The organism is Streptosporangium sp. NPDC049078 (assembly GCF_040648855.1).
Taxonomy (GTDB): Bacteria; Actinomycetota; Actinomycetes; order Streptosporangiales; family Streptosporangiaceae; genus Streptosporangium.
Map to the genome: position 1 here is coordinate 226,453 of NZ_JBEZEL010000002.1, position 13,291 is coordinate 239,743.

Consider the following 13,291-nt stretch of genomic DNA (forward strand, 5'->3'; position numbering starts at 1 on the left):
CGTGACCCTTCACATCCCCGACATCACCCCCGACCACGACCCCATCACCGCGGCCCTCGCCTACGCGAAAGCGGGCTGGTACGTGCTCCCCGTCAACCGGGCCACGAAGCACGCCGGGTCCGTGCTCGGGAAGGGCTGGCCGTCCAAGTCGAGCCGCGACGCCGAGACGATCGTCGACTGGTTCGCCGGCACCGACCACGCGCTCGCCCTCCACGTCGGCCGCTCCGGAGCGATCTGCTTCGACGTCGACCGGCCCGACGAGCTCCCGCCGCTCCTGGTCGCCGTCCTCGGCCTCACCCCGCCCCCGTTCCAGTCCACCCGGGAGAGCAACGAGCGGCGGGGCCACTACCTGTACGCGGCCCCGCCGGACCGGTCCCTCGGCAACAGCACGGGCGGCCTGGGGAAGGGGTGGGGTGAGGTGCGCGGTCGGAACGGCATCATCGTCGTCGCCCCCTCCGAGCACGAGAAGGAGGCCGAGGGCGGCCGGTACGCGTGGCAGCGCACCGGCACCCTGCCGGTGCTGCCCGCGGTGCTCGCCGAGCAGCTGCCCGACGCAGGCGACTCCAACGACGCCGCCACCGACCGCGAAGTGAAGGCGTTCCTCGACCGGCACACGACCGGCACCCGGCCCGAACTGCTCTACGGCGTCCTCACCCAGTTCGGCACCGCGCTCGCCACCGGCGAATCCCGGCACGGAATCGCGCTCCGCGCCACCGCCGGGGCCATGCGGGAAGCCGCGGCCGGCCTCTACCCGGCGCTCGACGCGGCCACCGCGCTGCTCAACGCGTTCGTCACCGCCATGGCCACCTCGAGAGACGGGGCCGAACGGAGACTTCCCCCAGGGCAGGCGAAGGCCGAGTTCATGGGCGTCCTCGCCTGGGCGGTCGCGCAGTCAGCCGCGGCCGACCTGGACGGGCTACGCGCCGACGTCGACGAGCGCCTGCCGCACGACGACGACTTCTCCGACCTCATCGCCCCCACCGGGCCGGACTCCTCGGGGCCGCCCCCTTTCGACACGGTCGGCAACCTCGCCACCGTCCACCAGCTCCACCCCGAACCTGAGAAGCCCGCCCTCGAGGAAGAGGAGGAGCTCGACCTCGACGCCCTCGCCTACGAGCGGGAAGTCGCCTACGAGCTCCGCAAACTCCGGGTGCGCGAGGAGGCCGCGCGCCGGGCCCGGAGGGCTCGTCAGGGTGTGCAGGGGCGGCCGGGCATCGTCGGCTTGGACGCGTTCCTCGCGATCCCTGACGAGCCCGCCCAGTACCGCATCGACGGCCTGTGGCCCGCGGGCGGCCGCGTCGTGTTGGCCGCCCAGTTCAAAGCCGGGAAGACGACGATGGTCGGGAACGTTCTGCGGTCCCTGGTCGACAGCGTGCCGTTCCTCGGCCGGTTCCCGGTGCAGCCGTTCGCCGGGAAGGTCGTGCTCCTGGACGACGAGCTGGACGAGCGCATGGTGCGCCGGTGGCTCCGCGACCAGGGCATCGAGAATACGGCCGGGGCTGCGGTCGTCGCCCTCCGCGGCAGGCTCAGCAGCTTCGACATCCTCGACCCCGAGGTGCGCTCGGAGTGGGCCGCCGACCTCCGCGCCGCCGGGGCCTCCGTCGTAGTGCTCGACTGCCTCGCCCCGATCCTCGATGCCCTCGGCCTGTCCGAGGACAAGGAAGCCGGGCGGTTCCTCGTCGCATTCGACGAACTATTGAAAGAAGCAGGCGTTTCTGAAGCCATTGTTGTGCACCACATGGGGCATTCCGGCGAGCGGTCCCGAGGCGCGTCCCGACTGCGGGACTGGCCCGATGTGGAATGGCGGCTCGTCCGCGAGAAAAGCGACGACGGGGAAATGGATCCGGCCGCACCCAGGTATTTCTCGGCGTATGGCCGGGACGTTGAGGTGCCCGAGTCGCTGCTGTCATTCGAGGCGTCCACGCGGCGCCTGGAGCTGTCCGGGGGCAACCGGCGTGACGCCAAGCACCGGGGAACCTCGGAGGCCATCGTGGAGTTCCTGACGCTGTCCCCGGGGCAGTCGGGGCGCCAGATCGAGGACGCGATCACGGGCGAGGAGCACACCCAGAAAGCGGTACGAGAAGCGCTCAAGGCGCTCGTCTCGGCGAAGAAAGTGAGGCGCTCGCCGGGCGCCCGGGGGGCTCAGCTTCACTGGCTGACGGGCGGATCGAGTGCGTTGCAAGATCACAAAAAGGCTCAATCCGGCACCGTGTCTAATAGTGTTTCAGCAGGTCAACCCAGTGCGTTGAGCGCGTTGATCTTCAACGCGTCAATAAGCGAAAACGATCACACCCCCAAAATGAGCGCGTCACAAGATCAACGCACTCAATCCGCAGGTCACAGCCCCAGTGCGTTGAGTGCGTTGCCAGCGCGTCACGCACTGGGCGGTGAGTGCGTCAGTGCGTCCCCCTATAGGGGGGACGACGCACTGACGCACACCCCACCGCCCAACGACCCCCGAGACCCCTCAGACCTCATCACCCCCAACCGCCCCGAAACCATCGCCGAGGGCATGCGCATCAACCGCGACACCGGCGAGCTCCTCGACCCCAAGGACGCCCTGTGATCCCCGCCTGGCTCCTCGCCCGCACCGGCGGCAACCTCCGAGCCGCCAGCATCAGCCTCTGCGCCAGATGCTCGAAGCCGATCCTCCGAGGCCTCGACGACGAACGCGCCGCCCTCCCCGCCCGCGTCGACATCACCCCGGTGGACGAATTCGGGGAAGCACTCGCGCTCATCCAAGGCCGAATGACATACGACCTCATCGGTGGGGCGCAGAAAAAGGAATTGGAGTTGCGTTATGAATGGCACATAAATAAGCCGCGTCGATATCCGGTTCATGCTGCACATAAATGTTGGACCCCACCGCTGGCTACGGCGCCTTCCCAGGTGCCCGCGATCCTCACGGAGGCCGAAACCGATGACATCCCGTTCTGAGCATGTGGCGCACATCACAGCCAGGACGCCCGTTGGCCTGTGACGCAAGCGCCACTCCCTCGGCAGCATGCAGCCCGACCACGACCGAACCACCCCCGGGGAGCCCAACCGTGCACCACCTGCCGACCGCCGTCGCCGCCGACTTCGCCTGGGCCGCGGACTACTGGCCCGACCTCCTCGACGCCTGCCTCCCCGGCACCCCCCGGCCACCCCGCCCCCACCTCATGACCGCCGAGGCCCGCGCGCTCCGCGATCAACTGGCCCGCATCGAACGCGCCGAACGCGCCGCAGGAATGCCCGGCGAACACCCGGTCCCCGTCGACCTCGACGTGGTGATGGCGCTCGACGAGCTCACCATCGAAGCCTGGACGAGCGCCGCGCTCACCTCCCGGGCCATCATGTGCCCGATCCCCTTCCCGCCGGCCACCCTCCAGGCCGACGCCTCCCCGCTCCTGGACTTCACCGCCCGCCACCTCGTCGAAGCCGACTTCGTCGATCCGGGCCTGGCCGAGGACCTCGCCCCGCGGATCCGGCGCATCACCAACGCGCTCGCCCACCACCTCGACCTCTGGCACGACGGCCAGATCCTCCGCATCACCTGCCCCTGGTGCCCCCCAGATGGCCCCCAGGCGGCCGGAGACGATCTTTGGACGTGGAGGGTGAGGATCATGCCCGGGGAGCAGATCGCGATCGTCTGTGAAGGCGTGTGCGAGCCGCCGCACCGCGACGTGTCGACCTGGTGGGGCGGCCGGCCATGCTGGCCGTTGCGGGACTGGGCGTGGCTCGCCAAGCGGCTCCAGAGCTTCGCCTCAGATGGGAAGATTGCGTCGTGAGCCTCTTGTCGTTAACCGCGGCCGCAGAACCCGACTGGTTCGCCAGAGCGCTCGGCGGCGCCGGCGTACTGATCGCAGCAGGAAGTCTCTTCATAGCCTGGCGTGCGTTCAGACGAGGCGGATACAAGATCAAAGTATCTGCAACGGTGAACACCGAGATGCTTGAGGACTACCCCAACGGTTCACGCCGAATGACGTACGTGAATGTGACCGTGAGCAACCACCGCGCCGGCGAAGTCCAGATTGTCCGCTTCCACGGCCACGACGGCGTTAATCCTCCGCAGGAGATCGGCCTGATCGGCGATTCCCAGCACACCCTTAAAGGCATTTCACAAGCCAGATGGCGCACTCACGGGGTCGAATCTTCAGGGGATCCCGCTCATGGCGCGCGCTGCCGCATCGGGGCAGAACTGGCAAATGACCAGACCGTCTGGAGTAACTGGATCACGATGGGACCTGAAGCTGCCAAGCAGGTGCTGGCTTCCCGGTACTGACCTGGCTTGACACGAGTTATCCACAAGCCCCATGATCGAGCCACGCGCAGCATGCGCACACGAGCCCCGCCACCGCGCGGGGCCTCCTCACTCCTCCGGCAGCACCACAGCCTCCAGCGCCGCCAGCCGCTCCCGAACCTCCCCGAGCTCTCGCCGCAGGGCCGCGAGTTCCTCAAGCATCGCCCCGGACGACGACTCGGTCGCAGGCACCTGGCGAACGAACACCCCCTTGCCCTGCTGACCAACCACCACGCCCTCAGTGCGCAGCACGCTGATCGCGGCCTTCACCACGCTCGCCGACACGTCGAACCGCTCGCACAGCTGGGCGATCGACGGCAACGCCGTCCCGGGCGGCAACTCGCCTGCACGGATCTGAGCACGAAGCTCGTCGACGATCTGCAAGTAGGCCGGTCGGCCGGTCTTCTCCACCATTCGCGTCACGGTATCGGCCAGGGGGTGAGCGCGTGTGCCCAAGCCTCTCGACCCCGCCCTCCGTGCCGCGATCCTGGAGAGCATCAAGGCCGGCGGAAAACGCAACGAAGTCGCCCGCGCCCACGGCGTCGGAGCAGGCACCGTAACGAAGATCGCCCAAGAGGCAGGGATCGCCTTCGACCGGTCAGTCACGAAGAACGCGACCGAGGCGAAGAAGGCCGACAACGCCGCCCTCCGCGCCACCACGTCGCGGCGGCTGCTGGTGAAGGCCAACGAGTTCCTCGACCAGATGGACGCCGAGCACGTCGCGTTCAACTTCGGCGGCAAGGACAACACCTACAACGAGAAGCGCCTCCCCCGGCCCCCGGTGTCCGATCTGCGGAACCTGATGACGGCCGCGGCCGTGGCGATCGACAAACACCTCGTCATCGAGAAGCACGACTCCGGCACCGGAGCCGAGCAGGCCGCGAGCCTCCTCGGCGCAGTGTTCGCCGACATGCAGGAGCGCCACGGTGCTACCCCGGCTGAGTGAACTCCAGGAACGCTCGATCGCTCACAGCACGGCGCGCATCAACATCTGGTCCGGCGCCGTCCGCTCCGGCAAGACCATCTCGTCCCTGCTGCGCTGGCTCATGTACGTCGCCCAGGCCCCGCGCGGCGGCGCGCTCGTCGTGTCCGGCAAGACGCTCGACACCGTAGGCCGCAACATCCTCGGCCCCCTCCAAGACCCCGCCCTGTTCGGCGACGTCGCCCAGCACGTCCACTACACCCGCGGCGCGAGCACGGCCACGATCCTCGGCCGCCAGATCGAGGTCATCACCGCGAACGACGCCCGCGCCGAGGGACGCCTTCGAGGCCTCACCGCGGCCGGCGCCTACGTCGACGAGCTCACCCTGCTGCCCGAGGCGTTCTTCACGCAGCTGCTCGCCCGCCTGTCCGTGCCCGGAGCGAAACTGTTCGGCACCACGAACCCTGACGGCCCCTCGCACTGGGTGCGCAAGAAGTTCATCCTGCGCGCGGGCGAGCTCGACCTGCGCCACTGGCATTTCACCCTCGACGACAACCCCGCCCTCGATCCGGCCTACGTCGCCGCGCTCAAACAGGAGTACGTCGGCCTCTGGTACCGCCGCTTCATCAAGGGCGAATGGTGTCTCGCCGAGGGCGCGATCTACGACACGTGGGACGAGACCCGCCACGTCGTCGACGGCCTGCCGCCCATCGAGCAGTGGATCGCCGCCGGCGTCGACTACGGGACGACGAATCCTTTCGCCGCCTTGATGCTCGGCCTGGGCGCCGATGGCCGCCTGTACCTGACGCGCGAATACCGGTACGACTCCAAGCTGAACCGGCGCTCGCTCACGGACGTCGAGTACTCCGCACGGTTGCGGACCTGGCTGGACGGTGGTGGCCACGCGCGCCCCCAGTACGTCGTCATCGATCCCTCGGCCGCGTCGTTCCGCGTGCAGCTCCACCAGGACGGCGTGACGTCGACGCTCGGCGACAACGAGGTCCTCCCAGGGATCCGTACCGTCGCCTCCCTGCTGGCCACCGACCGCCTCAAGGTTCACCGTTCGTGCTCGGGGTGGATCGAGGAGGTTCCCGGCTACTCGTGGGATGACGAGAAGGCGGAGAAGGAAGGGATCGACGCTCCGATCAAGACGGCGGACCACAGTTTGGACGGTGGCCGGTATGCGATCCATACGACGCGGGCGGTGTGGCAGTACCGGCTCGCTGATCCTGTCCTCTCGGCCGCGTGAGCACTGCTCTACTAGTCGGTAACTTGTGGGAATAGTCATTCCCGCGAGTTGCAAAAGATGATCTACCTACCCTCTGAGAGGAGCGCGTCATGCCGCTGCCGAGCGGCGGCACCTGGCCGCCCCGCAACCTCGACCCCATCTACCAGCAGTACGCGTTGCACAACGCCTGGTACGTCGGCGACAGCGAGCAACTCGCCCAGGCCTACGAAGGCCACACCGGCACCCGACCCGCCAACCGGCCGAGCCAGTACCGCGGCGGCCTCGTCGGCTGGGGCGCCCGCTTCTTCTGGGGCGTCCCCACCCCCGCCGGTGAGCGCCGCACGAAATTGCACGTCCCCGTCGCGAGCGACATCGCCGCCATGTGCTCCAAACTCCTCTACTCCGAGCCGCCCAGCATCACGGTCAAGGACAAGGCAGCGCAAGAACGCATCGAGGAACTCATCGAGCAAGGCCTCCAGGCGAGCCTCTTGGAAGGCTCCGAAGTCGGGTCCGCACTCGGCGGCTACTACCTCAAGGCCGTCTGGGACAAGACGATCGCCGAGAAGCCCTGGCTCCAGGCCATCCACGCTGACGCGGCCGTCCCCGAATTCCGGTGGGGCAGGCTCAGCGCGGTTACGTTTCACCGCCTGATCGAGCAGGACGACCGCACGTTCATCCGCCACCTGGAGCGGCACGAACCCGGCTACATTTTCAACGGCCTCTACGCCGGGGAGGCCGGCGCCCTCGGCAAGCAGCTCCCCCTCGCCTCCCACTCGGAGACGAAGGTCCTGAAGCCCGTCGTCGAGACGCGCATCAAGCGGTTGTCGGCCGTCTACTTCCCGAACATGCGGCCCCAGCGCGAGTGGCGGAACATGCCCGCAGGTGCGAACCTCGGCCGTTCCGACATCGCCGGCGCCACCCTCGGCCTCATGGATGCGCTCGACGAGACCTACACCAGCTGGATGCGCGACATCCGGCAGGGCAAGGGCCGCATCCACGTCCCCAGCAGCTACATCCAGAACCAGGGCCCCGGGAAGGGCGGGTACTTCGATCCCGACCGCGAGGTCTATGAAGCCCTGGACGTTCTCGGCGGCGATCAGCGCATGGAACTGGCCGTCACCCAGTTCGCCATCCGCGTCGCCGAGCACCGCGACACCAGCGCCGAACTGCTCGCCGCGATCCTCCGCGCCACCGGATACTCCGCCCAAAGCTTCGGCTTGACGGGCGAGGTCGCAGTCACGGCCACGGAGGTCATGGCGAAGGAGCGCCAGTCGTTCACGACGACGGCGACGAAGACCGTCTACTCGAAGCCTGAGCTGGCCACTGCGGTGGAGATGCTGCTGGAACTGGAGGCGGAGCTGTTCGGCAGCTCGGTCACCCCAGAGCGGCCAACTATCACCTTCGGCGACAGCGTGTCCGCGGACATGCTGCAGCTGGCCACCACGGCTGAGCTGATGCGGCGTGCGGAGGCCGCGTCCGACGAGACCCTCGTCCGCCTGCTGCATCCGGACTGGGACGACTCGGAGATTCTGGCCGAGGTGGATCGGATCGCGGAAGCGCGGCCGACTCCGGTGATGGATCCGTTCGCGCTGCCCGACGAGATGACCGGACCTGAGGGCGAGGATCCGGAGACCGAGGGCGAGCAGGACGGACCACCCGAGGAGTAGGGCCATCACTTTGGCATCTCCCAAAGTGATGGTCGAGGGAGGTCACGGTGGCTGTGGACCAGGACCTCCTCGACCAAATCGCCGGCACCATCGCCGACCTCTACCGGGAGGTCGAGTCGTCCCTGGTGAAGGTCATCGCCGACGAGCTCCGGAAGGGCCTCGACGCGCCGACGGCCGAGGTGAAGCTCGACGCGATCCGACGTCTGCGCGCGGCCGCGGTCGCCGTGCAGCAGCGTCTCGCGAAGACCAAGAGCGCCGCGGTGCGTGAGGCGGTGCGCACGGCGTACCGGTCGGGCACCGCCTCGGCCCTCACGTCGATCCCGACCGACATGCTGACGAGGATCCGGGCGAAGGAAGCCATGCTCCAGGTGCCGAACGCGGCGCTCATGGAGAACCTCGCCCAGGCGCTGCACCGCGACCTCGGCCGCGTGGAGGGCAACATCCTCCGCGCCCCCGAAGACGCGTACCGGGCCGTCCAGGCCGCCACCGCCGCGCGCATCGCCACGAGTACGGCGACCCGTAGGCAGGCTTCTCAGGCCGCGTGGCAGCGGCTCATGGATCAGGGGATCGCCTCGTTCACGGACTCGCGCGGTCGCCGGTGGAGGCTGTCGAGCTACGCGGAGATGATCGGTCGCACCAACATCGCCCGCGCGGCCGTGCAGGGCCAGATGGACCGCCTCGCCTCGATCGGCCTCGATCTCGTCTACGTGTCCGACAACAGCCAGGAGTGCAAGCGCTGCCGCCCCTTCGAGTCGAAGGTGCTGCGCCGCGACTCCGGACCCATCGGCAAGATCCGGGTCGAGCACAGCACGCGCGACGGGGAGCTCGTCACCGTCGACGTCCTCGACACCCTCGACGGCGCCAGAGCGAAGGGCCTGTTCCACCCGAACTGCCGCCACAGCGCGAGCGCCTACCTGCCCGGTGTCACCAAGCTCAAGGCCAACACCGCCGACCCTGAGGGCGACAAGGCCCGGCAGAAGCAGCGCGCCCTCGAGCGGAAAATCCGCGCCGCGAAGGAACGCGAGCTCGGCGCCCTCGACGAGACCGCAAAGAAGCAGGCCCGCGCGGACGTCAGTGACGCTCAGGCTCAGCTGCGTGCTCACCTCAAGGCCAACCCCAAGCTCAAGCGGCTCCCCTACCGCGAGCAGATCGGCGCCGGCAACCACCCCGGCCCGGGCGGGCCGAAGGGCGGGGCCGTCTCCGACCTGACCCCGCCCGCACCCGGCACCGGCCCCGCCCCCAAGGCGAAAAAGCCCGTGGATCCGGCGAAGAAGGCCGCCGCGGCGACGGCCAAGGCCGACAAGGCAGCAGCCGAGAAAGCCGCCCAGGAAGCCGCCGAGCAGGCCGCCGAGCAGGCCGAGGCCGAACGGCTTGCCCAGGAGGCGGCCGCGCGGGAAGCCGCCGAGAAAGCCGAGGCTGAGCGGCTCGCTCAAGAGGCCAAGAAGAAAGCAGAAGCTGCCACGGCTGAGAAGGCCAAGCAGGCCGCCAAGAAGAAGCCCCCGACCGCAGCGAAGCCCGGCAAAAAGGTCGGCGTGGACGCCCGCAACGCCGTACTCCGCGAAGGTGATGACGTCACCGTCTCAGGCAAGCCGGGCCGCGTCATCGGCAAGGGCAAATACGGCGCGATCAAGGTCGAGGTGGACGGACAGGAGCGGGACGTGTCTCCAGCGGACGTCCGCGCCGTGCACGGCGCCGAGGCCTCGAAGGCATCCGAAAAGGCTGCCGCAGCAGCTGCCACGGCAGCAAAGGTGAAAAAGCTGGAAGACCTGTACGGCAACCGGCTGAGAATCCAGAAAGGCTCCCAGGCCGGACCGAAGCACGCTGAGGATTTCACCAAGATCCCCGACGCCTTCCACGACGCGCTCGCCGCACATGTGCGCGGCGTAGACCTTGGCGACGGCGCCATCCCCGACTTCATGCCGGAACTACGTGGAGTGCAGCCGCGCGGCTGGGCTCCGGGGAAAACCTGGGACGCAGTCACAGGCGCGTACGATCCGACGTCGCGGCGCGTCATGGTTGGCAGCGGCCACGGACACGGGTCGACCTCGGTCTGTGTGCACGAGACGGGCCACGCGCTAGATCACGCACTGGGCCGTGCTGCTTCCAGTCCGGAGTGGCGCTCCCTGCACGCTGACGCGGTCTCTCATGGTGTCAGCCCGTACTACGCGCAGGCCGGTGAAGCGGGCCGACAGGAGATGTGGGCTGAGGCCTTCGCTGCGTGGACCATGCATCGAGACAAACCTGCCGCGATGCGAGACATGGAGATCGGCCTGGCTATGGGCCTTCCAAGCCGGAAAAGGGTCGAAGTGGGCGGTCGGTTGTCTGCATACTTCGATAACCTGCTCGCCAAGGAGGAAAGCTGATGGATGCCACCCGCAACGCCGATGGCACCATCACCATCCCCCGCCGCGCCGAAGGGCCTGGAGGGATCGTCGGCGACGGCATGGTGACCATCGGTCCGGACGATCCCGAGTACGTGGCGTGGGACGCTTGGTTCAACAGCCAAGACCAGACCTGATGTCCTCGGCCTGTGCGCCTACTTTTCGACTGCCCACTTTCGAAGTGCGTCCGTCATCTCACTTCGAGCTTCCTTCGAGGTGAGTGCTTGATCGCGTGCTGACCAGGCCAACGCGAATCGATCAGCTTGCCGCCAATCATGGCCATCGCTGCGGAATCTGGTGACCCAACGCTTCGCTACCGCAGTGTTCCTGAATTCGTACACCGACACAGTGTCTGTAGTGATCAGTTTCACGCATCCACGTGTGTCCCCAGGTTCACCTGAGCACGTCCCGGTGTTGTCCTGCGCGTTCGGCAACGGATAGAGATCCCCCAGTTTCTCCACGATTACGTCTGCGGTGAGCTGGGGAACTGCGTTCGTCGTCTGACTCGGCGCCGCGCTTGCTGACGGTTCGGCCGCGACCGGCTCCCCGTCGCCGTCCAGCAGCTTGACGAGGCCGCCAAGCAGCGCCAGGACGACCAGCGCGCCGAGGAGCACGGCGATCGCCCGCCCCTTTCCGCTCTTCTGCGGAGGCGTCGGCGGGGACAGTTCCGGCCGATACGGGCCCGGCGGAGGCTGCCATCCCGGCGGCGGGCCCGGCTGGGTGTACTGCTGCGTCGGCTGGTATGGCCCCTGCTGGGGCTGCTGCGGAGGGTGCATAACCGCGCACCATACGACGCACCACAGACAATCCACCCGCATTCGTCCGGGATGGATGCCCGAAAAGGACCGCCCGGAGCGGTCCAAAACCTTGGTCGGCCAGGCGCCGGCCACCCACCACCGCGCTCCCCTGGAGGGTCCGCATGACCACACCCGCCCCGCCCGCACCCGATGCTGGCCAGCCGCCCGCGGCCCCACCCGCGCAGGCCCCCCCGGCTCCCACGCAGGCGCCTACCTCACCGCAGGCACCGGCACCGCAGACCACACCGCCGGTTCCACAACCACCCACCTGGACGCCCCCCGCGCCCACGCAGGTCGACGACGGCGGCATCGACGACATCGGCAAGCTCCCGAAGAAGTGGCAGAAGGAGCTCACCGACGCGCGCAGCGACGCCGCCAAGTACCGGGTTCAGGCCCGCACGGAGACCGTGCTCCGGCACGCGTACACCACCGCGACCGAGCACGGCGTCAACCCCCAGGCCCTGCTCGGCAGCACGGTGTTCGCCGAGCACGCCAAGCAGCTCGACCCGAGCGCGGAGGACTTCCCGGTTCGCCTGGCCGAGACCATCCAGGCCGCGTTGAAGGCGAACCCGTGGATGGCCGCCCAGCAGACCACCACGCCCCCGCCTCCCCCGGTCCCCCCGCAGTCCGGCGGCGACTTCACCGGATCCGGCGGCCACCAGACGCAGTCCCTCGACGAGCAGATCGCCGACGCCGAGAAGTCGGGCAACCACCGGCTGGCCATCACCCTCAAGCGGCAGAAAGCCGCACTCAACCAACCGCAGTAATGATCTAGGAGATAACCATGGCGGGCTCTGTATCCGGCATCGGCACCACGTTCAACCTGCCGAACTACCACGGGCAGCTGTTCTCCCTGACGCCGGAGGAGACCCCGCTCCTGTCGGCGATCGGTGGCCTCACCGGCGGCGGCCAGACCGACGCCGTCGAGTTCGAATGGCAGTCCTACGACTTGAGGGATCCGTCTCAGCGGACCAAGGTGGAAGGCGCGGACGCGCCCACCGCCGAGGAGCGGGTGCGCGGCAACATCCGTAACGTCGTGCAGATCCACCAGGAAACCGTCGCCGTCACCTACACCAAGCAGGCCGCGACCGGGCAGATCGCGACGCCGCAGTCCGCGCCGTACAACGGGGTTCCCGGCTCCAACCCGGTCCAGTCGGAGCTGGACTGGCAGGTCGAGCAGGCGCTCAAGTCCATCGCGCTGGACGTGAACTACTCGTTCATCAACGGCGTCTACAACAACCCGACGTCCAACAGCACCGCGCGGAAGACGCGAGGGCTGCTGCAGGCCATCACCACAAACAAGGTGAGCAAGGCCACCAGCACGATCACGGGCCTGTCGTCGGCGACGGACACGATCACCGAGACCGCCACCGGGCTGTCCAACGGCGACAAGATCGTGTTCACCAGCACCGGGGACGCGACGAACGTCGTGGCCGGCCGCACCTACTACGTGGTCAACAAGGCGACGAACACCTTCAAGGTCGCGACCACCAGCGGAGGCACCGCGCTGACCCTCGGCACCTCGACGTCGAACATCGACTACATGGTGCCGTGGACGACCGACCTCACCACCACCCTCATCGACGACCTGGCCCAGCAGGTCTACGACAACGGCGGCATCTCCGACACCGCCCGCGCCACGATCCTCGTCAACTCCGTGCAGCGGCGCGCGATCACCCGCGCGTACGCGGAGGCCGGGGTGAAGATCACCTACGTGGACCAGTCCCGCACCATGGGCGGCGTCTCCGTGGACACGGTCATTACGGACTTCGGCCGGTTCAACATCATGCTGGACCGCCACATGCCGCGCGACGCCCTGGCGATCGTCAGCATGGAGATGCTCCGCCCCGTGCTGCTGAGTGTCCCGGGTAAGGGCGTCTTTTTCGAAGAGCCGCTCGCCAAGACCGGCAGCTCGGACAAGGTGATGCTCTACGGCGAGATCGGCCTGGAGTACGGCGTCGAGAAGGCGCACGGTCTCTACCGCGGCCTCAAGGTCTGAGAGGACTGATCACTC

13 protein-coding genes are annotated in these 13,291 nt (G+C 68.2%); 11 read left to right on the forward strand and 2 right to left on the reverse strand.

Translation table 11 applies throughout. The annotated features are described in order from the left end of the window. Position 1 precedes the first annotated feature (1 nt). The 4 genes from AB0B90_RS03935 (at position 2) to AB0B90_RS03950 (ending at position 4,264) form a co-directional block, all read left to right on the forward strand. Complete coding sequence (locus AB0B90_RS03935) at positions 2–2,566, forward strand: AAA family ATPase (RefSeq protein WP_362920676.1); 2,565 nt, start codon at positions 2–4, stop codon at positions 2,564–2,566. Further along, positions 2,563–2,937 (forward strand): hypothetical protein, encoded by a 375-nt coding sequence (locus AB0B90_RS03940; RefSeq protein WP_362920678.1) that lies wholly within the window; start codon positions 2,563–2,565, stop codon positions 2,935–2,937. The genes AB0B90_RS03935 and AB0B90_RS03940 overlap by 4 nt, the downstream gene beginning before the upstream one ends. 110 nt (positions 2,938–3,047) lie before the next feature. Next, on the forward strand, positions 3,048–3,770 hold the full coding sequence (locus tag AB0B90_RS03945) for a hypothetical protein (RefSeq protein ID WP_362920680.1): 723 nt from the start codon (positions 3,048–3,050) through the stop codon (positions 3,768–3,770). Continuing rightward, complete coding sequence (locus AB0B90_RS03950) at positions 3,767–4,264, forward strand: hypothetical protein (protein WP_362920682.1); 498 nt, start codon at positions 3,767–3,769, stop codon at positions 4,262–4,264. The genes AB0B90_RS03945 and AB0B90_RS03950 overlap by 4 nt, the downstream gene beginning before the upstream one ends. Positions 4,265–4,351: 87 nt before the next feature. Here the strand turns inward: AB0B90_RS03950 and AB0B90_RS03955 are convergent, their stop codons facing one another. After that, a complete protein-coding gene (locus AB0B90_RS03955) occupies positions 4,352–4,696 on the reverse strand; it encodes a winged helix-turn-helix domain-containing protein (RefSeq protein WP_362920684.1) in 345 nt (114 codons plus the stop codon). Positions 4,697–4,730: 34 nt separating this feature from the next. Here AB0B90_RS03955 and AB0B90_RS03960 point away from each other — a divergent pair, with 34 nt between their 5' ends. From AB0B90_RS03960 to AB0B90_RS03980, 5 genes are all read left to right on the forward strand, one after another. Then, a complete protein-coding gene (locus AB0B90_RS03960) occupies positions 4,731–5,228 on the forward strand; it encodes a hypothetical protein (RefSeq protein ID WP_362920686.1) in 498 nt (165 codons plus the stop codon). Further along, positions 5,209–6,453, forward strand: coding sequence for a terminase family protein (locus AB0B90_RS03965; RefSeq protein WP_362920688.1), 1,245 nt, complete (start codon positions 5,209–5,211; stop codon positions 6,451–6,453). The genes AB0B90_RS03960 and AB0B90_RS03965 overlap by 20 nt, the downstream gene beginning before the upstream one ends. Before the next feature lie 89 nt (positions 6,454–6,542). After that, a complete protein-coding gene (locus AB0B90_RS03970) occupies positions 6,543–8,099 on the forward strand; it encodes a phage portal protein (RefSeq protein WP_362920690.1) in 1,557 nt (518 codons plus the stop codon). 47 nt (positions 8,100–8,146) lie between these two features. Continuing rightward, on the forward strand, positions 8,147–10,462 hold the full coding sequence (locus AB0B90_RS03975; protein WP_362920691.1) for a phage minor capsid protein: 2,316 nt from the start codon (positions 8,147–8,149) through the stop codon (positions 10,460–10,462). After that, positions 10,462–10,617: a hypothetical protein gene (locus tag AB0B90_RS03980; protein ID WP_362920693.1), complete on the forward strand. Its 156-nt coding sequence runs from the start codon at positions 10,462–10,464 to the stop codon at positions 10,615–10,617. Before AB0B90_RS03975 ends, AB0B90_RS03980 begins: the two co-directional genes overlap by 1 nt. A gap of 18 nt (positions 10,618–10,635) precedes the next feature. On the opposite strand, the gene AB0B90_RS03985 is transcribed toward AB0B90_RS03980, so the two are convergent. After that, on the reverse strand, positions 10,636–11,094 hold the full coding sequence (locus AB0B90_RS03985; protein ID WP_362920695.1) for a hypothetical protein: 459 nt from the start codon (positions 11,092–11,094) through the stop codon (positions 10,636–10,638). A gap of 305 nt (positions 11,095–11,399) precedes the next feature. Here AB0B90_RS03985 and AB0B90_RS03990 point away from each other — a divergent pair, with 305 nt between their 5' ends. Both AB0B90_RS03990 and AB0B90_RS03995 read left to right on the forward strand, forming a co-directional pair. Next, positions 11,400–12,044: a hypothetical protein gene (locus tag AB0B90_RS03990; protein ID WP_362920697.1), complete on the forward strand. Its 645-nt coding sequence runs from the start codon at positions 11,400–11,402 to the stop codon at positions 12,042–12,044. 17 nt (positions 12,045–12,061) lie between these two features. After that, on the forward strand, positions 12,062–13,276 hold the full coding sequence (locus AB0B90_RS03995) for a DUF5309 family protein (RefSeq protein WP_362920699.1): 1,215 nt from the start codon (positions 12,062–12,064) through the stop codon (positions 13,274–13,276). Positions 13,277–13,291 lie beyond the last annotated feature (15 nt).

What these genes read in the sequence shown, in the direction of transcription:
- AB0B90_RS03955 (WP_362920684.1), bottom strand. Translation starts at nt 4,696, where the DNA reads ATGGTGGAGAAGACCGGCCGACCGGCCTACTTGCAGATCGTCGACGAG.
- AB0B90_RS03970 (WP_362920690.1), top strand. Translation starts at nt 6,543, where the DNA reads ATGCCGCTGCCGAGCGGCGGCACCTGGCCGCCCCGCAACCTCGACCCC.
- AB0B90_RS03980 (WP_362920693.1), top strand. Translation starts at nt 10,462, where the DNA reads ATGGATGCCACCCGCAACGCCGATGGCACCATCACCATCCCCCGCCGC.
- AB0B90_RS03990 (WP_362920697.1), top strand. Translation starts at nt 11,400, where the DNA reads ATGACCACACCCGCCCCGCCCGCACCCGATGCTGGCCAGCCGCCCGCG.
- AB0B90_RS03995 (WP_362920699.1), top strand. Translation starts at nt 12,062, where the DNA reads ATGGCGGGCTCTGTATCCGGCATCGGCACCACGTTCAACCTGCCGAAC.